Origin of the sequence: Pseudoalteromonas 'SMAR' (assembly GCF_048515945.1) — a bacterium.
Lineage (GTDB): Bacteria > Pseudomonadota > Gammaproteobacteria > Enterobacterales > Alteromonadaceae > Pseudoalteromonas.
Genome location: NZ_JBLWMW010000031.1, coordinates 1 through 20,427, shown reverse-complemented (window position 1 = coordinate 20,427; position 20,427 = coordinate 1). Strand labels below are relative to the sequence as shown.

The following is a 20,427-nucleotide window of genomic DNA, read 5'->3' as shown; positions in this document are numbered from 1 at the left end:
ACCACTAACGCGCTGCCAGGTAGGTCTGTTTTAGGGCCTGCCATTGCTTATCATCAAAATGAAAGGCTGGCCACTTGCCAGCCTCTTTATTGAACGAACGCTCCAACCTTGCCAAATTATCGTCTTGCCAAGCGCGCTCCGGGGGGATTAATTTACCCTTATCAAAATCAATCAAATAGACCTTACCATCTTCTGCAAACAAGATATTATTGATATTTAAATCATCATGATAGGCGCCGTGGCGGTGAAACTGCGCGATGCAGTTGGCAATGCTGTCGAGCTCTTCTGCCGTGAGCTGGCGCTGGCGTAAAATTTCACAGACACTGGTGGCACCTGGTATGGCGGCGGTGAGAATATCGGCGCGATAGACACAGCCAAAGGTGGTGATTTGCGCCGCCAGAGGGGTTGGCACCGGAAGGTTATGCCCTTGCAGTTGTTCCAACAAGGCAAACTCTTGATATACCCGGGTGCGTTCAACGCCAAGGTATAAATACTGATCTTTCAGTATTTTGCCAATTAAGCCGCCACGATAGTAGTGTTTAAGCACGGCAATGTGCTGGTTAAAGCGGACAAACCAAGCGGTTGCGCGGCCTTGTTTACTGTCTACTACGGCGTTATTACGCTGCCAATACTGCGGCGAAAAATACTCTGAAGTGATCTGGTAATTCGCCTGATCTGGTAACAGCAAAAAGCCACTGGGCTGTTTAATGATTTCCACTTTAAAAGCACTCAAAAAAAGACATGGCCGTCATTCTAGCGATTTTTACTCAGCAGTGAAACTTGCAAACTGGATTGATTAATTTAAGATCAAGCGCTTGTTGTTATTCATAAGAGCATTTGTTGTGCCACAAGCCATTCGTTCTATTTGTATTCTTCGGCTCTCCGCCATTGGCGATGTTTGTCATGCCGTTTCTGCGGTACAGGCCATTCAGCGTGCCCACCCACAAGCTAAAATCACTTGGGTAATAGGCAAAGTAGAGGCCATGCTGTTAGCGGATCTGCCCGGTGTGGAGTTGGTGGTATTTGATAAAAAGCAGGGTAAAGCCGCCTTTAAGGCACTAAAAGCCAAGTTTAAAGGGCAGCAGTTTGATGTTTTGCTGCACATGCAGGTGGCCTTGCGAGCAAACCTAGTGGCTCGAATGATCCCTGCGAAGAGAAAAATAGGTTTCGATAAAAGCCGCTCGAAAGAGCTTCACAGCCTGTTTATAAATGACCGTATAGCAAAGCAGGAGTCGCCTCATGTGCTGGAAGGGTTTCAACACTTTGCTCGAGCAATTGGCGCGGAATGTGGCGAGCCCAGTTGGCAGATGCCGGTAACAGAGCAGCATCAGCAGCAGGCCAGAGCGCTACTTCCAGAAGGCAAAGTATTTGTTATTTCTCCTGCCGCCAGTAAAGCTGAGCGTAACTGGTTGCCGGAGCGCTATGCCGCCCTTGCCGATCATGCCAGTGACCAAGGCTTTCAAGTGGTGATCACCGGAGGGCCAACGGCGCTTGAACAAGAGCTGGCCGCAGCAATCTGCCAGCATGCGCAAAGTGAGTTACTCAACTTAGTGGGCAAAACCGATTTAAAAACCTTGCTCTGCGTACTACAACAAGCACAACTAGTACTGGCGCCTGATACTGGGCCTGCGCATATGGCAGTGACAGTAGGTACACCGGTGATTGGTCTGTATGCCCATTCTAACCCAGCGCGCACAGGGCCGTATTTATTTCAGCAGTATGTGGTCGAGGTGTATCATAGCAACCTGCTAGCACAAAAAGGCAAAACGGCTGCCCAATTGCCTTGGGGAACCCGGGTTAAAGGCGCCGATCTGATGGCGCAAATCGACGTTGATGAGGTGATTGCTATGTTTAATCGAGTGGTAAAAGAGCAGGGGATAACAAACCATGAATAAAGCACTGTTTCTTGACCGTGATGGCGTGATCAATGTCGACCATGCCTATGTTCACAAGGTTGAAGACTTTGAATTTATCGAGGGCGTGTTTACCGCGTGCCAAGCATTTGTTGCCGCAGGTTATAAGATTATTGTGGTGACTAACCAGTCGGGGATTGGTCGGGGTTACTACGATGAGCAACAGTTCCATGCCCTCAGTGACTGGATGTGTCAGCAGTTTTCCGCTCATGGGATTGATATCTCAGGTGTTTATTTTTGCCCGCATCACCCCGAAAAAGCCGTTGCGCCATATAAGGTTGACTGTGATTGTCGTAAACCTGAGCCGGGTATGTTACTGCAGGCCATCGCTGAACATAATATCGATCCTACACACAGCGTGATGGTGGGCGACAAACTATCAGATATTGCCGCGGCACGGGCCGCGGCAATAAACACCACTGTACTGGTTAAATCAGGACAAAGCGTTAATGCCAAGGAGCATGATTTGGCTGATTTTGTCTGTGATTCAATACAGCAGGTGCCAAACTGTATTTTAACAAGTGCAGGTTAATGCGGGGGGCAGTCATCGCAAATCGTGCATTTATTGTCTGAACCTTTTAAAATACCCCTATCTTTTATGTGCAGGGGGGTCACCTTGCGCATGCTAATTTTCTTGTAACACCTTGGTGTTCAAGCGTTAACTACTGGCAAAGTCGCAACTGCGGCACTTGCCACCGTGCAAAAATGGAGACTCCAGATGAGAGCATCGGCCTTTTACAGCCAGCTTCAGCAGCAGATTGAACAAGTCAAAGCTGAAGGATTGTATAAAAAAGAACGCGTCATTACTTCTCAGCAACAGGCTGAGATCGCAGTTTCATCAGGCGAGAGCGTCATTAACTTTTGTGCTAATAATTATCTCGGTTTAGCTAACCACCCAGAATTAATTAAAGCAGCGCAAACGGGTCTTGAGGAGCATGGCTTTGGTGTTGCTTCAGTGCGTTTTATCTGTGGCACGCAAGATATTCATAAAACCCTAGAAGCGAAAATCAGCGAGTTTTTACAAACCGAAGATACCATTTTGTATTCTTCTTGCTTTGATGCCAATGCCGGCCTATTTGAAACCATTTTGGGCCCGGAAGATGCCATTATTTCCGATTCATTAAATCACGCTTCGATTATCGATGGTGTTCGTCTGTGTAAAGCCAAGCGTTTCCGTTATGCCAATAACGACATGGCGGATCTAGAGCAGCAGCTTATTGCTGCCGATGAAGCTGGTGCGAAAACCAAGCTAATTGCCACTGATGGCGTTTTCTCAATGGACGGTGTTATTTGTAACTTAGCGGCACTGTGTGACTTGGCCGATAAGTACGATGCTTTGGTAATGGTTGATGACTCTCACGCGGTTGGTTTTGTCGGTGAAAATGGTCGTGGCACGCCAGAATACTGCGGCGTATTAGATCGCGTTGATATTATCACGGGGACTTTAGGTAAAGCACTTGGTGGGGCATCGGGTGGCTATACTTCAGGCAAAAAAGAAATTGTCGAGTGGTTACGTCAACGTTCGCGTCCTTACCTATTTTCCAACTCACTGGCACCTTCTATTGTAACCGCATCCATCAAGGTGTTGGATATGATGAAAGAAGGTGATGAATTACGTGCTAAGCTTTGGCATAACGCCGCGTATTTCCGTGAGCAAATGGAAGCGGCTGGTTTTACCTGTGCAGGTAAAGATCATGCCATTATTCCGGTGATGTTAGGAGATGCCAAAGTGGCTTCAGAAATGGCAGACAGGCTGTTGGCTGAAGGTATTTACGTGATTGGCTTCTCGTATCCGGTTGTGCCTAAAGGTCAGGCGCGGATCCGTACGCAAATTTCAGCGGCTCATACCACCGAGCAGCTTGATAAAGCAATCGCAGCCTTCATTCGAATTGGTAAAGATTTAGGCGTAATTTAATCACCAATGTCACCGGCTTCTTGCCGGTGCAGCTAATGAGCGAACACTATGAAAGCATTATCCAAGTTGAAAGCCGAAGAAGGAATTTGGATGGCAGATGTGCCAAAACCGGAAGTTGGGCACAATGATCTATTAATTAAAATCCGCAAAACAGCAATTTGTGGTACCGATGTGCATATTTATAAATGGGATGAGTGGGCACAAAACACCATTCCTACGCCTATGGTCGTGGGTCATGAATACGTTGGTGAAGTGGTCGATATGGGCCAGGAAGTTCGTGGCTTTACTATCGGCGACCGTGTTTCTGGAGAAGGCCATATCACTTGTGGTCATTGTCGTAACTGTCGTGCGGGCCGAGTTCACTTATGTCGTAACACCATCGGTGTTGGTGTCAACCGTGAAGGGGCATTTGCCGAATACTTAGTTATCCCAGCGTATAACGCGTTTAAGATCCCAGACAATATTTCCGACGAATTAGCGTCAATCTTTGACCCATTTGGTAATGCTGTACATACGGCACTGTCGTTTGATCTAGTGGGTGAAGATGTATTGATAACTGGAGCCGGCCCCATCGGCATTATGGCCGCAGCGGTTGCTAAACACGTTGGTGCCCGTCATGTGGTGATCACCGATGTTAATGAGTACCGACTGGAGCTGGCGAAGAAAATGGGCGCCACCCGAGCGGTCAATGTTGCCAATGAAAACCTTGATACCGTGATGACCGAATTAGGTATGACGGAAGGCTTTGATGTTGGTTTAGAGATGTCAGGGGTACCTTCTGCCTTTACTGCCATGCTTGATAGCATGAACCACGGTGGCAAAATTGCTATGTTAGGTATTCCGCCTGCGGATATGGCCGTTGATTGGAACCAAGTTATCTTTAAAGGATTGGTTATTAAGGGTATTTATGGCCGTGAAATGTTCGAAACCTGGTATAAGATGGCAAGTCTTATTCAGTCTGGCTTGAATTTAGAGCCGATTATTACTCACCAATTCCACGTTGATGAGTTCCAAACGGGTTTTGATACAATGATCTCTGGACGCTCTGGTAAAGTGATCCTGAACTGGGATTAAGCCTCTTAAGCAAGCGTTGCTACTAAGACAAAAGGGGCCGCGCAGAGAAACAATAGGGCGGCTTATGCCGCCTTTTATTCGATTTATAAAAGGTAAATTATGTCTTTTAAACATATCACAGTGGCAGATACACACGCGCTGTTAAACAAAGACGATGTTGTAATTGCAGATATTCGTGATGAAAACACCTTTGCACAAGGTCACATCCCAGGCTCTGAGCACCTTTCCAATGCCAACATTGCGCACTTTATGCAGGAAAAAGAGTTTGACCAACCTATTATCGTGGTTTGTTATCACGGTATTTCTTCACAAGGGGCTGCCAACTACTTAGTGGAGCAAGGCTTTGAAGAAGTGTACAGCATGGATGGCGGCTTTACCCAGTGGGCCAGCGAGCTGCCGGGTGAGATAGAAAAATGACTCTAATTGCCCGTTACCATCACCCTCGACTAGCACAAGGGGCGGTAGACTACTTTAAAACGCAAGGAGTGGAGTGTGTGTTACGTAGTACCGACGGCCAAAATGTCGAGGTGTGGTTACAGCATGGTGATGTTGAACGGGCACAACAGCTCTGGCAAGAGTTTCTCGCCGAGCCCACAGCAAAGCGATACCTTGCAGCGTCATGGCAAACGGGCAGTACTGAGGGGCTATTTCGCTACCCGGGAGAAAAGCTCAATTTATTGCAGCGCTTGTTTGCCTTAAATTGGCTATTGCAAGGCGTGTTTGGCATCAGCCTTATTATCTTTATTGCGATGTTTTTTGGCGATGCCAGAAGTATCTTCGATAACTTACGGTTTGCGCCTGAGCAACCTTTGACATGGTTGGCGCCAACGGTGATTCACTTCAGTGCCATTCACTTGATCTTCAATCTCAGTTGGTGGTTGTATCTCGGCGCACAAGTATCGGCGCGACTAGGCCTAGGGGCATTGATTGCCGTGTACGTTAGCAGTGGTCTTATTAGTAACTTTATGCAGTTTTGGCTGGTTGATGCTAATTTTGGCGGCCTCAGTGGCGTGGTCTATGGTTTATTAGGCTTTTGTTGGATTTACAGTCACCGACACCCCAAGCAACCTGCTTTAATTGCCAAGCCAGTGGTTGGCTTTATGCTGCTGTGGATGTTGTTTGGCTTTACCGAGCTATTTTTCATTAGCATGGCCAATTGGGCACATTTATTTGGTTTACTATCAGGTATGGCAATGGCGGCGCTATGGTCAAGGTCTCAAGACGAACCAAGTCAGCCAGCGCCATAGCAGGTGGTGTTAGTGATATAGATACTTAGTAAAAAGTACGTCACGAACGATTTCTTGGCCTGTTTCTTCTTTTAATAAGGTTTTAAGTTTACTGGCACACCGTTGACGAATTTCTTCTCTACCTGTGAGTGACTTAATGGTTTCTTCACTCTCTTTGCTAAGGATCTGCACGATGGCGTCACGTAACAGTGGCATATGATGCTCAACCACTTCAATATTAGCAACATCATTTAGCATGAGGTCGACGGTCACCCGCACATAGCCGAGCTTCTTACTCGATTGGCCGATGTAGTTGGTGATGATATCTGGCTCAAAACCATAATACCCAACGGCTGATTCTGCTTTTGCTGGCAGCGCAGAAAACAAAGCTGCGCATAGGGTTAGTACAGCAACAAACTGTCTCATGTTGTGTCAGACATCCTAATAAAGTTGATTTGTTGTTAGTTTATACGCAATTGCGCTGATTTTACAGCTGTAGACAACACAAACATAAACTTTTTAGAAGTCGCCAGCTTTGCTATTATGGCGGTGGATTTCGATAACGGAAGTATTAACTTGCCTTTGCAATTACCATTACATCTGCCTTGGCAGAATAATAAGCAATCGCTCAATGTCACTGCGATGCTGTCGCCATATTTATTTGATAATTATTCTTTAACCGCAGCATTAAAAAATGCCTGCGACCAGTTTTCAGTGCAAGTTCTGAACAATCAGCAATTTCCAGCCCCACACTTTTTAGCTGCCTCATTTAATGAGGTTCAGCCTTTGTGGTGTCGTGAGGTGTTGTTGCAATGCGATGGTCAGAACACAGTTTTTGCCCAAAGTTGGCTTAACCCTGCAGCTTGCCACATCGGCATGGACACCATTGGAGAGACGCCTCTGGGGGAGATCCTATTTACAGATCACAGCTGGCAACGCGGTGAGCTGGAGTTTTTCGAGATAACTGGTGAAGCATTACAGCAACTGGCGGAGCATATTGGCGAAAATCTGCACTGGCAGCACGGAGTATGGGCGCGCCGCAGTTGGTTTAAAAATGGCGCAGCAAAAATTTTGGTATGCGAAGTATTTATAGCGAAGCAGTTTTATGATGACTAGAGAAAAGCGCTTAGCCTATGCGCAGTTGATGCGTTTAGACAAACCCATAGGTACTTTATTATTACTATGGCCAACGTTATGGGCACTATGGTTTGCCTCAGCTGGGGTACCAGAGACTAAACTCATTATCATCTTTAGTTTAGGGGTGGTGGTGATGCGCAGTGCAGGCTGTGTGATCAACGATTTTGCCGATCGAAACCTTGATGGTGCGGTAAAGCGAACGGCTCAGCGGCCCTTGGCTAGAGGTGCGGTTTCCGCTAAGGAAGCGTTAGGGCTATTTGCAGTATTGATCGTTATAGCCTTTGCATTAGTGTTGTTGCTGAACTGGCAAACGGTTGTGCTCTCAATAGGGGCGCTGGCATTGGCCGCAATTTATCCCTTTATGAAGCGCTACACTCACTTGCCTCAAGTGGTGTTAGGGGCTGCGTTCAGCTGGGCCATTCCCATGGCCTTTATGGCCACTAATAAAACGGTGCCACTGGAAGCTTGGCTACTATTTTTGGCAAAAATACTTTGGACTGTTGCTTACGATACCATGTATGCCATGGTCGATAGAGACGACGATGTTAAAATTGGTATCAAGTCGACGGCAGTTCTGTTTGCACAGTGGGATCGCCATGCGGTGGCCTTGTTAAACTTTACTTTTATCGCTTTGATGGCCTATGTCGGCGCAAGCTATGCTATTGGTGTTGGCTATTGGCTGGGGTTAGGGGTTGCCTGTGCTCTATTAATATGTCAGCAATATGCTATTCATCGAAGGGCGCGAGAAAAGTGCTTTTGGGCTTTTTTAAATAACAATTACGTGGGCTTGGTGATTTTCACCGGTGTGGTGCTGGGCTTTGCGTTTTAGCTTAAAGTGAGCATAGAGAAAGTGGTAAACGCTTTTGTTTTACCACTTATGGAGTCATTAATAGGTCACTGTTTGCTTATGCTCCGATGCCGTGCCTTCAATCAATTCTAACAAATGGTTGATATGTGAGTGGCCATCGATATGGTGATTGGTTTGTACAATCAGCTGCTCTTTATCAAGTGCTTTGTTGGTTTTTAACAATACTAAGTCGCTGTCTTGGGCTATTTGCTTGGAATGCTCAATGCTAGCAATAGCGAAACTGTTACTGCTCTTAAGGCCATTGATAACTTGGTCGATACTGCCAATTTTGACACTGGTGGATTTATTTAGCGCGTCTACTGCTTCATTTAGCATGGTTTGCACTTGCTTTGACTGTGAAAAACAACCATACATAGGGTAGGCTGTCAATTCCGACTTAGTGATACTGTCTTGATTAGCAAGCGGATGGTTTTTTGATACAAATAGAATCAATTGATCTGGTAGATGAATATCACTGGTAATGCTGTGAGCACTTTGTAAATAGACACTAATATCGATTTCACCCATTTGTAGTTTGCGAGAAAGCTCTAGCTCGTCCTGAAGCTGCATTTCGATTTTGACATCTGGGTACTGTGCTAAAAACTGACCGCAGGAGATTGGCACAATGCCGCTGGCTTGAGAAGTATAACCGATAATCAGCTTTTGATTATCACGGCCAAACAGACTTTGCTTGATGGTCTTTTTGGTTTGGTCTAATTCTGACAACGCTGTTTTACAATATTTTAAAAACAGTTCTCCCTGCTCCGTTAATTTTACTGAGCGAGTAGAGCGCTTGACTAGTTCACAGCCAATCTCATCCTCTAGGGTCTGAATGCTACGGGTTAGGGCGGAAGTACTAATTTGGGTTTGTTCGGCAGCCTGTCTAAAATGTCTTAGATTACCAAGCGCCACGAATTGCTCGAGCTGTTCAAATCTCATGTGAAATTCCTTTTAATTTCAACTAAAACACAGTGATTACGTCTTTCCCTAATAGTAATACACAATCTGAAAAAAATAAAGTGAAGTTTTTACATTCTGATTACAAAACTAGTCAGGGAATTTATCGCGTATCTCAATAAACTGTTCTAAATTATTTAGTAAAAGGTCAACCAATTCAGGATCAAATTGTTTACCACTTTCAGACTTAACTAACTGCAGTACTTTTTCCATTGGCCAAGCCGGCTTATAACAGCGTTCACTGCCCAGAGCATCAAAGACATCAGCCAGTGCCGTGATGCGACCAACAATGTCTATTTGTTTGCCACTAAGCCCTCTGGGGTAGCCTGAGCCATCCCATTTTTCATGATGTTGGTGTGCAATTTTGGCACCACAGAGGAGAATTTCATTATTCGAATTTTTTAATATTTCGTAACCTTGCTCCGCATGGGTTTGCATGATTTGCCACTCTTGTTCATCGAGCTTGCCCGGCTTATTTAAAATACGATCCGGTATGCTTATTTTGCCAATATCGTGGAGCGGAGAGGCCATTTTGATGATCTCTGCTTGATAATTTGATAAGCCATAAAGCTTGGCTAGCAACATGCTGTAATGGGCAACACGCTTAACATGGGAGCCGGTTTCTTTGGAGCGTTTTTCAACCGCTTCACCGAGAATATAAGAGAGTTCTTTTTGCGACTCTTTTACTGTTTCTCGCAACTTTAAGTTGTCGTAAGCCAGTGCGATGTTGTTGGCAAAAAACTCCAGCAGTTGAAAGTCCATGCTTTGTAAATCGCTGTCTTTACTCACGTATATCATGGTCTCACTGCCTTCTTGGGAGGAGAAGTAGCCAATGTACTCATTGTTAGTGCGTAAAGATGACTTTTTGTTGTGAGTTTCAATAAACAGCTTTTGTACGTTTTCTGGCAATGTTGCTGTGCTTGGCTCCACTCCAGCCCCTGAAGCGGCCAGTAACTGAAACTTGGTTGGCTCCTGTGATTGATGATTCACAGCAGCTGCACAGTAAATTTCAGAGTCGGATAAACCCATTACCGCCGAGACGTGCGCTAAAATGGTTGATGCAAAATCTTGAATATTGTTGCATTTTAAAAAATTGGAAGATGCATCAATAATGCGTTCTAAGCCAAGTTTATGCTTTTCAATTATTTGAATATCGCGGTGGGCTCTAAGAGCTGAGTACAGTAATGTTTTGAGCTTTACTGCCGTCAGCTCGGTTTTGTTCTTATAATCATTAATATCATAATCTCTGATCACGGACTCTTCAGGTGCTTCACCGGGTTGCCCTGTGCGTAACACCAAGCGAATATCAAAGTTTTCAAGCTCGTCACGAATATAGCGAATGAGGTCTAGGCCAGCATGATTACTTTCCATCACCACATCGATTAAACCCACAGAAATATTATGCTGCTGACTCAGCACCTGTTTGGCTTCTTGGGCCGAGTAGGCGTGGTGGAATCGTAAGGCTTTATCTTCGAATTGAAAGCCAGATAACACTAACTTAGTGACTTGATGAATATCCTCTTCATCATCGACTACAAGGATATCCCAAAAGTTGTCAGCAGCCTTATCGGTTGAGCTGTCTAGTACTTCATCTGAGAACAAAAATCCGCTCACAGATAGCTCCTCTTTTTACGCAGTTTCAAACCTAGTATAGTCTGCTGCAAAAAGGTCGCTAATTTTGTTGCGGTTTTTTCTCTATATTTTGTAACTCCAGCTCAATGGCATCGCAGGAAATATGTATTTCGTATAGCGACAGTAGCAATGAGAAGGTTAGACTACAAAGGCTAGCGCCAAACAGCACTATGCCTAACAGTGACACATTGACAAACAGGGCAAACATCGAAGAAGTACACAACACAAAGGCCACAATCCCCCACACTTGCATCCGCCTGATCAGTCGAATACGCTTGCGTAAATTATCAATTTGCGCCTTTACTAAAGGGCGAATACTCTCTCCCTCACGAGCATTTAATTCTCTAATCAGTTGCGCTAAAACCAAAAAACGATTGGTATAAGCCAGTAACAGTAAAGAAATAGCTGGAAAGAGTAGACCTGGAGTTGTTAGTGTCATGGTGGTATTGATCCAAACTGCTCGCTAGTTTTTGTAGTGTGATGATAATGCCGACGTTAATCAAGTGATAATAGAGCCTCTGTTGTTATTTTTGCAGCCTATTATTGGTGAGCACAGCAAAGTAGAAGTTAAACACATGAATGATGATTGTTTTAGATGGGTAGAGCTATGCGCGGTCTCTGATGCCATTGAAGCGCATTTGCTAAAAGGTCTGCTAGCACAAGCCAATATCGATGTTAGGTTACAAGGAGAGCACTTATCGGGCGCGGTAGGTGAACTGCCCTGCGATCAAGTGGCGGTGCAGTTATTGGTTTATGCAATAAAATTACCCGAGGCACAGGAAATATTGGTAAACTACAATCAGTCCAAGCGTCAGTCCGATTCAGCCACCGCTGATTGGGTATGTCGCCAATGTGAAGAATTAAATGGTCCAGCGTTTGAGTACTGCTGGCAATGTGGAAACAAGCATGAGTAAAGCAAATAACTTTCAAAGAATAAGAGAGTTAAACTATCTTCAAAAAGCCGTTTTAGGGGCCGCCATTATTGAGCGAATGTTACCTAATTACGCGCTGTTTAGTGAGGCGAGCGGATTTGGTGATCAACAGGTGCTGCGTAATGCACTGAATTTAATTTGGGAAAAAATCCTTATTCCAAAGAGTAAAATTGGTCTTGAAAAGTTGGTTGAGAAAGTCGAGCCGAATGTTCCTGAACTCAGTGAATTCGATATGTTTGGCACTTACCCAGCGATTGATGTGGCCACGGCGATTTTGACTATGTTGCATGGCTTAATGGCGAAAGAAGAGCAAGAATTTGTCAGCATCGCTAAAATTTCGCAGGCTTCAGTGGCTAAATACATTGAGTTTAGTTTGCTGGCAGAAGACATTACTCCTAGCAACCAGCTGGTTCGAGAGCACCCGCAAATGCAATATGAAATAGACATATTGGCAGAGCTTATTACTCAAGTGGAGTCAATGGGACGCATCACCAGCGAGTCAGCTAAATCGCTAAAAGCATTGGCACTGGCTGATGGCCAAACCAATATTGGTTTGGAAGTTGCGTAAGTGAACGCGTATAATGCCGCGCTGCAGTTGAGTTGGAGTAAATGATTTGCGTATTTTAGGTATTGAATCTTCGTGTGATGAGACCGGCATTGCTATATATGATGATGAGCAAGGTCTGCTGGCGCATCAATTGTATTCACAGGTTAAGGTCCACGCTGACTATGGCGGGGTCGTGCCAGAGCTTGCTTCGCGTGACCACGTACGCAAAACCATTCCACTGATTGAAGCCGCTTTTGCACAAGCAGGTTGCAGTGCCGCTGACTTAGATGGCATTGCCTATACTGCGGGCCCAGGTTTAGTTGGAGCGCTACTTGTTGGCACTTCAATAGGGCGCTCACTAGCATTTGGTTGGGGGCTGCCAGCGGTGGCGGTTCACCATATGGAAGGCCATCTTTTGGCTCCCATGCTGGAAGAGGATAAACCAGAGTTTCCGTTTATTGCGTTGCTGGTATCCGGTGGTCACACCATGATGGTGAAAGTGGCGGGTATCGGAGAATACCAAGTATTGGGTGAATCTGTTGATGATGCTGCAGGTGAAGCGTTTGATAAAACCGCCAAGCTGTTAGGTTTAGATTACCCTGGTGGCCCTATGCTGGCTAAAATGGCACAACAGGGAGTTGCTGGGCGCTTTACTTTCCCAAGGCCAATGACGGATCGTCCCGGGTTGGACTTTAGCTTTAGTGGTTTGAAAACGGCGGCAGCAAATACCATTCGCAAAGAGGGGAATGATGAGCAAACCAAAGCGGACATCGCCCATGCCTTTCAAACGGCGGTGGTAGATACCCTAGCCATCAAATGCAAAAGAGCATTGAAAGAAACGGGCATTAAGCGTTTGGTTATTGCTGGTGGCGTAAGTGCTAACACTGAGCTGCGACAAAAGCTCGAGCGCATGATGCAAGGTATGCAAGGCCGGGTTTATTATCCTCGCACTGAATTTTGCACCGATAATGGAGCAATGATTGCTTACGCTGGAATGCAGCGTCTTAAAGCAGGTCAACACGCGACATTGGATATGAAAACAAAGCCGCGCTGGCCACTCGATAGCCTAGAAAAAGTTTAATCCTGAGATTTCTTACCCACCCTCGGCTCCTTGCCAGTGAGGAGCCGTTTGATGTTGCCGCGGTGGCGAATAATAATTACCAAGGTTAAAAAGCTCACTGGGATGGTGTAAAGAGGCTTTATCCACCAAGTGTACAGTGGTGCAGCCGCAACGGTGATAATAGCTGCCAGCGATGAATAGCGCGTTACCAACAACACCACTAGCCAGGTGGCAATCAACAGTCCAGCTAACGAAGCGCCAATTGGAAGCAAAGCGCCAAATGCCGTAGCAACGGCCTTACCACCATTAAAGTGAAAGAACACCGGATAGATGTGCCCAAGGCATGCACTGACCGCGATAGCGCCTAACCATAACGGCTCGATATGTAAAAAATAGGCTCCCCAAACGGGTATGGTGCCCTTAAGAATATCAAACACCAATACCATGGCAGCAGGTACCTTACCACCTAAACGCAAGACATTGGTGGCGCCGGGATTATTAGAGCCATTAAAGCGCGGGTCGGGTAATTTGAATAACCGACATACTAAGATCGCCGAGGAAATCGACCCTAGTAAATAAGCACATACGCACATTAAACTGATTAACACTGTCTTCCTTATTTTTTATTGCGTTGTTTTGGGCTATGATCGGCGGTCTTTGGTCCTGCATGAATTACGATGCGATTGCACCATGCAGGTGAATTACAGCGATAAACATGTTTGGAGTTTACATGGATAAAGTCTATATCTCACAGCTACACGTCGAAGCCATAATAGGAGTGTACGACTTTGAAAAAGAAAGTAAACAAAGCCTTTACTTTGATGTTGAGATGTTGACCGATATCGCTGCTGCTGCGCGTCACGATGATATTAATTTGGCGGTCGATTATGCCAAGGTCAGTGAGCGTATTATTGCTCATACACAAGCAAAACCAGTGGAACTACTAGAAACCTTGGTAGAGCAATTAGCGACTATTATTTTACAAGAATTTACGGTAGAGCAGGTACTTATAAGAGTAAGCAAACCCGCTGCAGTGCCTCAGGCACAAACGGTTGGTGTTGAAATTGTGCGAAAAAAATAGAGAAAAATATGGCACAAATATTTATTAGCCTTGGATCTAACATAGAAAAAGAAAAAAACTTACGCAGTGGCTTAGCGGCACTGATTAAGCACTTTCCTCAATATCAACATTCAAGTGTTTATGAGAGCGAGGCGGTGGGGTTTGCCGGTAATAACTTTTACAACTCAGTGTTTGCAGCCACCACCAGCATGCCATTACAGCAAGTCTGTCGGCTATTGAAAACCATTGAGTATGACCATGGCCGCCGCTGTAATGAGAAGAAGTTTAGTCCGCGTACGTTAGATTTAGACCTGCTTTTTTACGATCAGGTCGTTTGTGACTCCCCAGCGCAACTGCCGCGTGATGAAATTACCAAAAATGCCTTTGTACTTCAGCCATTGGCAGAGCTTGCCGGAGACTTCCTTCATCCTACTGAAGACAAGTCGGTAGCGCAGCTGTGGCAGGAGTACCACAACCCAACACAAAAACTATGGAAAGTGGAGTTTGCCAAGTAATGAGTGTTATTGAGATTGTTGTCCTTGCTGTTATTCAAGGTCTCACTGAGTTTTTACCTATTTCGAGTTCTGCCCACTTATTACTGCCTTCGCAAGTATTAGGTTGGCAAGATCAAGGGCTGGCTTTTGATGTTGCGGTTCACGTTGGTACTCTGTTGGCGGTGGTATTGTATTTTCGTAAAGACATTGTCAGTTTGCTGGCCGGTTGGTTTCAATCCTTTGGAGCTTCGGGAAAAAGCAGCAAAGAGAGCCGCTTAACCTGGTGCATTGTGGTGGCTACCATCCCCTTTGTGTTGTTAGCGCCGTTGTTAAAAGACATTGTGGAACTCTATCTACGCAGTGCGTGGGTAATCGCAACTTCCACCATCGTTTTTGGCTTGTTGCTTTGGTATGCCGATGTTAAGGCCAAACAGATTAACGATGAATTTGCCTTAACTTGGAAAAGTGCTCTGATACTTGGTTTGGCGCAAATTACGGCGGTTATTCCTGGTACCTCACGCTCGGGGATTACGATTACTGCGGGACTACTACTTGGGCTCGATAAAAAAAGCGCTGCGCGGTTTTCATTTTTAATGTCAATCCCGGTGATCTCCATGATGGGTCTGTATTATACCCTAGAGCTGGCAGTAGGAGATGAAGTGGTGGATTGGAACGCATTACTCAGTGGCGTGGTATTGTCATTTGTTTCAGCCTACGCCTGTATTTTCTTTTTCTTAAAAATCATCGAGCGCATGGGCATGATGCCATTTGTGATTTACCGCCTTATTTTAGGTGCTGGCTTAATCGCCTACTTAAGTTGGGCAAGCTAAATAAAAATGCCAGCATTTAATGCTGGCATTTTTATTTAGTGGTAAGGCTGTTAGGCAATTTGCTTTTCCGCCAAGCTCAACTCCATCGTTGCCTTTAGTAAGCGATAAAGGTTTATCGAGGCGTCTATCTCTTCTTTGCGGTTGGTTAAACTTTCAATATTGAGCCCCAGTGAAATGTCCAGATGGGCGCAGCTTTTTAAAATCTGATCGAGGTTTTCTTTGCAGACACGAATTGACTCGCTTAATGAGTTGTCGGCATCGAGGATCCGCCATTTGGTGCCTTCTGGTACTGAAATGCCGAGCCACTCCATAAATTGCAGCGTTTTTTCACCGCCACACGGGGTAAAGGTTAAAATGATGCGCTTAGGTGTTTGACCTTGCTGTTTGCAACTTCGTGCGTAACTGGTGATTAAGTCAATGGTCGCCTGGGCATTGTACACCGCTTGCGAGACAAAGAACTCGCAGCCCTGAGTGGTCTTCTGAATTAGGCGCTGATGTTCATTGCCTTTGCTAGCATGACGCTCAGCGATGGTAACGCCACCTAAAAAGTAGTCTTCTTGGTGTTGTTTTAATACTTCATAGGCATCAGCCAAAGGCAACTTGATGTCGCCAGTTGATGACGGGCTACCAACCAGTACTAGATTATTCAAACCAAACTGTTGCTTGGTATCACTTAACCAGCTAGAAAAGGCTTGTTCATCGCGCTGAGCCACGCTTTTGTAGGTGATCACATCAAGTCGAGAAAGCTCGCGAATGAGCTGGCTGTACTCACAGGGATCAACCGTATGCTTAAACGGGAAAGGTCGTGGCACTTGAGTGCGACTGCTCTCATCTTGAATGTCGTAGATGATCACACCGTCATATTCTATTTCATGTAAACGGGCAAGCAGTTTGTTGGCGATCGCTTTTAGCTGCTCAGGCTCAGTGCCGATTTTCGGTGGCGTAGTACCAATTAAATATACCCCTTGGTTCGGGTCGATGATTTTCTCTTGAAGCGTTAAAGCCATAATCCTCATTCCACTAAAGCGGTTTTAGTCTATGAGAAATAATATAGCAGCCATTTAGACGTCTAGATAGATTTTTTTAATGAAAGAATTTCAAGGAGTATGAATTTGCTTCATGTTAATCTCAGGTGGTATATATTTGTTTACAGTTTTATGCTGCAGCTTGTCCGAATAAACGTGTTATGACAATGAATTCAGGCATAATTACCAAGTTACATTGAGCGTAAGCGAACCATGCTCATTTTAGAATAACGATGATTAGGAAAGTCTCATGAAATTTAAATTACTGGCAACCAGTTTTGCTGTGAGTTTGGCACTTGCTGGCTGTACGGCAACCGAAGCGACCAATAATAATACCGCCACTGCTGCAGTGCAGCAGAGTAATAAAGTATTTGCCCAAGACTATGTACTTGAGGAATTAGATAACGGCCTGCGGGTTATGGTAGTGAAAACCGACTACCCAGACGTAGTATCACTGCAAATTCCAGTATCCGTGGGATCACGTAATGAGGTAGAAGCGGGCAAAACCGGCTTTGCGCACTTTTTTGAGCACATGATGTTTAAGGGCTCGGAAAAGTTTCCACAAGATGTCTATGCCGATATTTTAAAAAATTCAGGTGTTGATAACCGCGCTTATACCACCAACGATTATACCAATTACCACTTAAACTTTTCTAAGCAGCACTTAGACAAGGTATTAGAAATTGAAGCGGATATTTTCCAAAATCTCTCTTATACCGAAGAGCAGTTCCGTACCGAGGCCTTGACGGTAAAAGGCGAGTATTTAAAAAATAATGCCAGCCCAATCCGTAAGTTACTAGCGGCAGTGCGTAAAGAAGCCTTTGATGAGCACACCTATAAGCATACCACTATGGGCTTTTTCGAAGACATTGAAGCCATGCCAGATCAAATGGAGTATGGCCAAACTTTCTTTGAGCGTTTTTATAAACCGGAGTACGTTTCGTTAGTGATTGTCGGTGACGTTGACCCGAAAGAAACCATGGAAATGGTGAAAAAACATTGGGGTGGTTGGCAAAAAGGCGATTACCAAGCTGAGGTACCTGTAGAGCCAAAGCAGCAGCAAGCACGTTATGTACATGAGCAGTATGAAGGTTTGCCAGGTCATTGGCTGTTAGTGTCATACAAAGGGGCTGCGTGGCAACCAGAGAAAAAAGACCGCGCGGCATTAGATCTGATCTCGCAGCTGTACTTTTCTGAAAACTCCGACTTATACCAACAACTGGTAGTGGAAAAGCAACTAGCCAGCCAGATGTTTACTTATAACCCTGAAACCAAAGATCCAGGTCTACTGCATGTATTTGTTAAGGTTGACGATGAAAAAGACTTGGCAACGGTGCGAGATGCTATCAATCAAACTTATGCAAAAGCCCGTACAGAGTTGGTCGATGAGAATAAGCTCGAAGCGTTAAAATCTAACCAAAAATATAGCTTTATTAATGGCCTAGATTCCTCTCAAGCGATTGCATCCACCTTGGCGCGTTATGTCCACTTCGAGCGCGATCCTGAGGTGATCAATACTCTATACGCCACTGCGGACAAGGTCAGCCCAGAAGACATTCGCGATATCGCCAACAAGTACTTTGTTGATAGTGGCAGAACCACAGTGACTATGTCTGCGCTGGAGTCGGTCCCAGGCTTTGCACAAGAAGTGAACTTAGATGCGATGGTAACTAAGATGGCACAGCCAGCTGAGCGTCACTTTACGGTACTAGATAACAGCAATGATTCACCATTAGTGGACGTTAACTTGTTATTTTACACCGGTGCAGCAGCCGATCCGCAAGGCAAAAAGGGCTTGGCGGCACTGACTGCAGCGATGATTGCCAATGGCGGCAGTGAATCCATGTCGTACAAAGCCATCCAAAAAGCGCTTTACCCAATTGCCGGAAGCTTTGGCTACCAAATCGATAAAGAAATGATTTCTTTACGTGGCCGCATTCACAAAGACAACGCCGAGCAGTGGTACGACATTGTCAGTCAGCAACTTCTCAACCCAGGCTTTCGAGAGGATGACTTCAAGCGTTTGAAAAAAGAGCTGATTGATGACATTAAAGCCGGACTTAAAGCGTCTAATGATGAGGAACTAGGTAAAGAAGTTTTATACCATGAGCTGTATCAAGGCCACCCTTATGAAAGCTACAACTTTGGTGACTTGTCAGACTTAGAGGCTATTACTCTGGATGACGTCAAGGCATTTTATGCTGAGCAGTTCACCCAAGCAAAGTTGAATGTCGGCATTACTGGCGCCATGGACAAGACGCTTAAAGAGACCATGCTAAACGATTTAGCCAGTTTACCAAAAGGTCAGCAAGCGCGATTAGATATTCCTGATGCCCCAGAGCTTGAGGGTCGCCATGCTACCATCATCGAGAAAAACGCCAAGTCGACAGCGGTTTCATTTGGTTTCCCTATCGATACCATTCGTAGCAGTAAAGACTGGGCTGCGCTTTGGTTAGTGCGTTCTTATTTTGGTGAGCACCGTAACTCTAACAGCCACTTATTCCAGCGTATTCGTCAGGTCCGTGGTATGAACTATGGTGATTATGCCTACATTGAGTATTTCCCTCGTGGTATGTTCCAAACCAAGCCGGATGCCAACTTAGGCCGCAGTGAGCAAATCTTCCAAGTATGGTTGCGGCCACTGCGTTCCAATAATGATGCCCACTTTGCTACCCGCACGGCGTTATTTGAGTTAGACAAGCTCATTAACGAGGGAATGACGCAAACGGATTTTGAGGCAACTCGTAATTTCTTGATTAACTACGTCCCGCAATTAGTGGCCAGTCAAGATCGCCAGCTGGGTTACGCCCTAGATAGCGAGTTCTATGACATCGACGAGTTTACCAGCTATGTAACCCAACAATTGCAAGGGCTGAGCTTGGATGACATTAATCGAGTGATTGCAGAAAACTTACAAACCGATGATATTCACTATGTGTTTGTCACTGGTGATGGCAAAGACATGGCAGAGCGACTGGCTGAAGAGCAGGCGTCGCCACTGGAGTATAACACCAAAAAACCGGATGCCTTATTGGCCGAAGACGCCAAAATTGCAACCTACCCACTTAATATTCCAGCGGAAAATATCAGCACTATAGACGTTGAGGCGGTGTTCAAATAACGCCACCAAGGAACCCTCAGGGCGACTCAATGTCGCCCTTTTTTATGCTTGCCTGCTTGGCCCTAGAAAACACTGTATGTCTGCAGTCGTTATTAGATATAACCAAGTGTTAGCAAAGGCCTTTTTAATTCTACATGACACACAGTAGCGCGAAGCGTTACACTATAAGGATTAAAGGTATCCTTGGAAGAAGTGTAATGAGACATGAGATCTGGAATAAACTGCGTGAAGAGGCCAATGAATTAGTGTCACGCGAGCCACTGCTGGCAAGTCACGTCTACTCTAGTATCTTAAATCACGAATGCTTAGGCTCGGCGCTAAGCTTTATTGTCGCTAATAAGCTGGCTGATGCCGTGGTGTCAGCATTTACTATCCGCGAATTATTCGACCAAGCTTTTGTCCATTGCGATACCATGCTGACTCACGTTGCCAACGATATAAAAGCGGTTAAAGATCGGGATCCAGCTGCCGATAGTTACCTCAATGTTATTTTAAACTTGAAGGGCTTTCATGCTATCCAAGCACACCGACTGGCCTACTGCTTATGGCGGCAAGACCGCAAAGAGCTGGCCCGGTTTATTCAGAGCAGAACCTCTGAAGTCTTTGGCGTTGATATCCATCCTGCTTGTAAAGTCGGTCATGGTATTATGTTTGACC

The 20,427-nt window shown here is 45.3% G+C and carries 23 protein-coding genes; 16 read left to right on the top strand and 7 right to left on the bottom strand.

The features are described 5' to 3' along the window. Positions 1 to 4 precede the first annotated feature (4 nt). Positions 5 to 718 carry a 3-deoxy-D-manno-octulosonic acid kinase gene (locus ACNKW2_RS13360; RefSeq protein WP_419149017.1) on the bottom strand — a complete coding sequence of 238 codons (714 nt, stop codon included), beginning with the start codon at positions 716 to 718 and terminating at the stop codon, positions 5 to 7. A gap of 124 nt (positions 719 to 842) precedes the next feature. Between ACNKW2_RS13360 and ACNKW2_RS13355 the strand changes: the two genes are divergently transcribed. The 6 genes from ACNKW2_RS13355 (at position 843) to glpG (ending at position 6,149) form a co-directional block, all read left to right on the top strand. Then, a complete protein-coding gene (locus tag ACNKW2_RS13355; protein WP_419149016.1) occupies positions 843 to 1,895 on the top strand; it encodes a glycosyltransferase family 9 protein in 1,053 nt (350 codons plus the stop codon). Then, the gene (gmhB, locus tag ACNKW2_RS13350; protein WP_419149015.1) at positions 1,888 to 2,445 is read left to right on the top strand and encodes a D-glycero-beta-D-manno-heptose 1,7-bisphosphate 7-phosphatase; all 558 of its coding nucleotides are present in this window, start codon (positions 1,888 to 1,890) and stop codon (positions 2,443 to 2,445) included. Before ACNKW2_RS13355 ends, gmhB begins: the two co-directional genes overlap by 8 nt. Positions 2,446 to 2,631: 186 nt before the next feature. Next, on the top strand, positions 2,632 to 3,828 hold the full coding sequence (locus tag ACNKW2_RS13345) for a glycine C-acetyltransferase (protein ID WP_336568909.1): 1,197 nt from the start codon (positions 2,632 to 2,634) through the stop codon (positions 3,826 to 3,828). 48 nt (positions 3,829 to 3,876) lie between these two features. Then, the gene (tdh, locus tag ACNKW2_RS13340) at positions 3,877 to 4,902 is read left to right on the top strand and encodes an L-threonine 3-dehydrogenase (protein ID WP_336568910.1); all 1,026 of its coding nucleotides are present in this window, start codon (positions 3,877 to 3,879) and stop codon (positions 4,900 to 4,902) included. Between the two features lie 99 nt (positions 4,903 to 5,001). Next, positions 5,002 to 5,319: a thiosulfate sulfurtransferase GlpE gene (gene glpE, locus ACNKW2_RS13335; protein ID WP_419149014.1), complete on the top strand. Its 318-nt coding sequence runs from the start codon at positions 5,002 to 5,004 to the stop codon at positions 5,317 to 5,319. After that, the gene (gene glpG / locus ACNKW2_RS13330) at positions 5,316 to 6,149 is read left to right on the top strand and encodes a rhomboid family intramembrane serine protease GlpG (RefSeq protein WP_419149013.1); all 834 of its coding nucleotides are present in this window, start codon (positions 5,316 to 5,318) and stop codon (positions 6,147 to 6,149) included. The genes glpE and glpG overlap by 4 nt, the downstream gene beginning before the upstream one ends. A gap of 9 nt (positions 6,150 to 6,158) precedes the next feature. Here the strand turns inward: glpG and ACNKW2_RS13325 are convergent, their stop codons facing one another. Then, positions 6,159 to 6,554 carry a flagellar basal body-associated protein FliL gene (locus tag ACNKW2_RS13325; RefSeq protein WP_419149012.1) on the bottom strand — a complete coding sequence of 132 codons (396 nt, stop codon included), beginning with the start codon at positions 6,552 to 6,554 and terminating at the stop codon, positions 6,159 to 6,161. 150 nt (positions 6,555 to 6,704) lie between these two features. Here ACNKW2_RS13325 and ACNKW2_RS13320 point away from each other — a divergent pair, with 150 nt between their 5' ends. Together ACNKW2_RS13320 and ubiA are read left to right on the top strand one after the other, a co-directional pair. Further along, the gene (locus tag ACNKW2_RS13320) at positions 6,705 to 7,244 is read left to right on the top strand and encodes a chorismate--pyruvate lyase family protein (protein WP_419149011.1); all 540 of its coding nucleotides are present in this window, start codon (positions 6,705 to 6,707) and stop codon (positions 7,242 to 7,244) included. Then, entirely contained in the window at positions 7,234 to 8,094 is an 861-nt protein-coding gene (gene ubiA / locus ACNKW2_RS13315) for a 4-hydroxybenzoate octaprenyltransferase (RefSeq protein WP_419149010.1), read from the top strand. Before ACNKW2_RS13320 ends, ubiA begins: the two co-directional genes overlap by 11 nt. A 57-nt stretch (positions 8,095 to 8,151) precedes the next feature. On the opposite strand, the gene ACNKW2_RS13310 is transcribed toward ubiA, so the two are convergent. The 3 genes from ACNKW2_RS13310 to ACNKW2_RS13300 all read right to left on the bottom strand — a co-directional run bounded on the left by ACNKW2_RS13310 (position 8,152) and on the right by ACNKW2_RS13300 (position 11,140). Beyond that, positions 8,152 to 9,051 carry a LysR family transcriptional regulator gene (locus ACNKW2_RS13310; RefSeq protein WP_419149009.1) on the bottom strand — a complete coding sequence of 300 codons (900 nt, stop codon included), beginning with the start codon at positions 9,049 to 9,051 and terminating at the stop codon, positions 8,152 to 8,154. 108 nt (positions 9,052 to 9,159) lie between these two features. Next, positions 9,160 to 10,683: a DUF3369 domain-containing protein gene (locus ACNKW2_RS13305; RefSeq protein ID WP_419149008.1), complete on the bottom strand. Its 1,524-nt coding sequence runs from the start codon at positions 10,681 to 10,683 to the stop codon at positions 9,160 to 9,162. Positions 10,684 to 10,741: 58 nt separating this feature from the next. Beyond that, positions 10,742 to 11,140 (bottom strand): DUF2721 domain-containing protein, encoded by a 399-nt coding sequence (locus ACNKW2_RS13300; RefSeq protein ID WP_419149007.1) that lies wholly within the window; start codon positions 11,138 to 11,140, stop codon positions 10,742 to 10,744. 82 nt (positions 11,141 to 11,222) lie between these two features. Between ACNKW2_RS13300 and ACNKW2_RS13295 the strand changes: the two genes are divergently transcribed. The 3 genes from ACNKW2_RS13295 to tsaD are packed head-to-tail and all read left to right on the top strand — an operon-like array spanning position 11,223 to position 13,261. Next, complete coding sequence (locus tag ACNKW2_RS13295; RefSeq protein WP_336577266.1) at positions 11,223 to 11,615, top strand: putative signal transducing protein; 393 nt, start codon at positions 11,223 to 11,225, stop codon at positions 11,613 to 11,615. Beyond that, positions 11,608 to 12,201, top strand: a complete 594-nt coding sequence (locus tag ACNKW2_RS13290; RefSeq protein ID WP_419149006.1) for a YjaG family protein — start codon at positions 11,608 to 11,610, stop codon at positions 12,199 to 12,201. The genes ACNKW2_RS13295 and ACNKW2_RS13290 overlap by 8 nt, the downstream gene beginning before the upstream one ends. A gap of 46 nt (positions 12,202 to 12,247) precedes the next feature. Then, on the top strand, positions 12,248 to 13,261 hold the full coding sequence (gene tsaD / locus ACNKW2_RS13285; RefSeq protein WP_336568927.1) for a tRNA (adenosine(37)-N6)-threonylcarbamoyltransferase complex transferase subunit TsaD: 1,014 nt from the start codon (positions 12,248 to 12,250) through the stop codon (positions 13,259 to 13,261). Here the strand turns inward: tsaD and plsY are convergent. Continuing rightward, complete coding sequence (plsY, locus tag ACNKW2_RS13280) at positions 13,258 to 13,848, bottom strand: glycerol-3-phosphate 1-O-acyltransferase PlsY (RefSeq protein WP_419149005.1); 591 nt, start codon at positions 13,846 to 13,848, stop codon at positions 13,258 to 13,260. The genes tsaD and plsY overlap by 4 nt on opposite strands. Before the next feature lie 122 nt (positions 13,849 to 13,970). On the opposite strand from plsY, the gene folB reads away from it, so the two are divergent. The 3 genes from folB to ACNKW2_RS13265 are packed head-to-tail and all read left to right on the top strand — an operon-like array spanning position 13,971 to position 15,624. Further along, a complete protein-coding gene (folB, locus tag ACNKW2_RS13275; protein WP_419149004.1) occupies positions 13,971 to 14,321 on the top strand; it encodes a dihydroneopterin aldolase in 351 nt (116 codons plus the stop codon). Between the two features lie 8 nt (positions 14,322 to 14,329). Further along, the gene (gene folK / locus ACNKW2_RS13270) at positions 14,330 to 14,815 is read left to right on the top strand and encodes a 2-amino-4-hydroxy-6-hydroxymethyldihydropteridine diphosphokinase (RefSeq protein ID WP_419149003.1); all 486 of its coding nucleotides are present in this window, start codon (positions 14,330 to 14,332) and stop codon (positions 14,813 to 14,815) included. Further along, positions 14,815 to 15,624, top strand: coding sequence for an undecaprenyl-diphosphate phosphatase (locus ACNKW2_RS13265; RefSeq protein ID WP_419149002.1), 810 nt, complete (start codon positions 14,815 to 14,817; stop codon positions 15,622 to 15,624). The genes folK and ACNKW2_RS13265 overlap by 1 nt, the downstream gene beginning before the upstream one ends. Before the next feature lie 50 nt (positions 15,625 to 15,674). Here the strand turns inward: ACNKW2_RS13265 and ACNKW2_RS13260 are convergent, their stop codons facing one another. Continuing rightward, on the bottom strand, positions 15,675 to 16,631 hold the full coding sequence (locus ACNKW2_RS13260; RefSeq protein ID WP_419149001.1) for a methylenetetrahydrofolate reductase: 957 nt from the start codon (positions 16,629 to 16,631) through the stop codon (positions 15,675 to 15,677). A 268-nt stretch (positions 16,632 to 16,899) separates the two neighbouring features. On the opposite strand from ACNKW2_RS13260, the gene ACNKW2_RS13255 reads away from it, so the two are divergent. Then, positions 16,900 to 19,770 carry a M16 family metallopeptidase gene (locus ACNKW2_RS13255; protein WP_419149000.1) on the top strand — a complete coding sequence of 957 codons (2,871 nt, stop codon included), beginning with the start codon at positions 16,900 to 16,902 and terminating at the stop codon, positions 19,768 to 19,770. 197 nt (positions 19,771 to 19,967) lie between these two features. Further along, positions 19,968 to 20,427 (top strand): serine acetyltransferase domain-containing protein (locus tag ACNKW2_RS13250; RefSeq protein WP_419148998.1); only part of this gene is annotated, 460 nt, incomplete at its 3' end.

Excerpts from the sequence above, each read along its gene's own strand:
- gmhB (WP_419149015.1), top strand. The coding sequence starts at position 1,888 with ATGAATAAAGCACTGTTTCTTGACCGTGATGGCGTGATCAATGTCGAC.
- ACNKW2_RS13345 (WP_336568909.1), top strand. The coding sequence starts at position 2,632 with ATGAGAGCATCGGCCTTTTACAGCCAGCTTCAGCAGCAGATTGAACAA.
- tdh (WP_336568910.1), top strand. The coding sequence starts at position 3,877 with ATGAAAGCATTATCCAAGTTGAAAGCCGAAGAAGGAATTTGGATGGCA.
- glpE (WP_419149014.1), top strand. The coding sequence starts at position 5,002 with ATGTCTTTTAAACATATCACAGTGGCAGATACACACGCGCTGTTAAAC.
- glpG (WP_419149013.1), top strand. The coding sequence starts at position 5,316 with ATGACTCTAATTGCCCGTTACCATCACCCTCGACTAGCACAAGGGGCG.
- ACNKW2_RS13325 (WP_419149012.1), bottom strand. The coding sequence starts at position 6,554 with ATGAGACAGTTTGTTGCTGTACTAACCCTATGCGCAGCTTTGTTTTCT.
- ubiA (WP_419149010.1), top strand. The coding sequence starts at position 7,234 with ATGATGACTAGAGAAAAGCGCTTAGCCTATGCGCAGTTGATGCGTTTA.
- ACNKW2_RS13310 (WP_419149009.1), bottom strand. The coding sequence starts at position 9,051 with ATGAGATTTGAACAGCTCGAGCAATTCGTGGCGCTTGGTAATCTAAGA.
- ACNKW2_RS13300 (WP_419149007.1), bottom strand. The coding sequence starts at position 11,140 with ATGACACTAACAACTCCAGGTCTACTCTTTCCAGCTATTTCTTTACTG.
- ACNKW2_RS13290 (WP_419149006.1), top strand. The coding sequence starts at position 11,608 with ATGAGTAAAGCAAATAACTTTCAAAGAATAAGAGAGTTAAACTATCTT.
- folB (WP_419149004.1), top strand. The coding sequence starts at position 13,971 with ATGGATAAAGTCTATATCTCACAGCTACACGTCGAAGCCATAATAGGA.
- folK (WP_419149003.1), top strand. The coding sequence starts at position 14,330 with ATGGCACAAATATTTATTAGCCTTGGATCTAACATAGAAAAAGAAAAA.
- ACNKW2_RS13265 (WP_419149002.1), top strand. The coding sequence starts at position 14,815 with ATGAGTGTTATTGAGATTGTTGTCCTTGCTGTTATTCAAGGTCTCACT.
- ACNKW2_RS13260 (WP_419149001.1), bottom strand. The coding sequence starts at position 16,631 with ATGGCTTTAACGCTTCAAGAGAAAATCATCGACCCGAACCAAGGGGTA.
- ACNKW2_RS13255 (WP_419149000.1), top strand. The coding sequence starts at position 16,900 with ATGAAATTTAAATTACTGGCAACCAGTTTTGCTGTGAGTTTGGCACTT.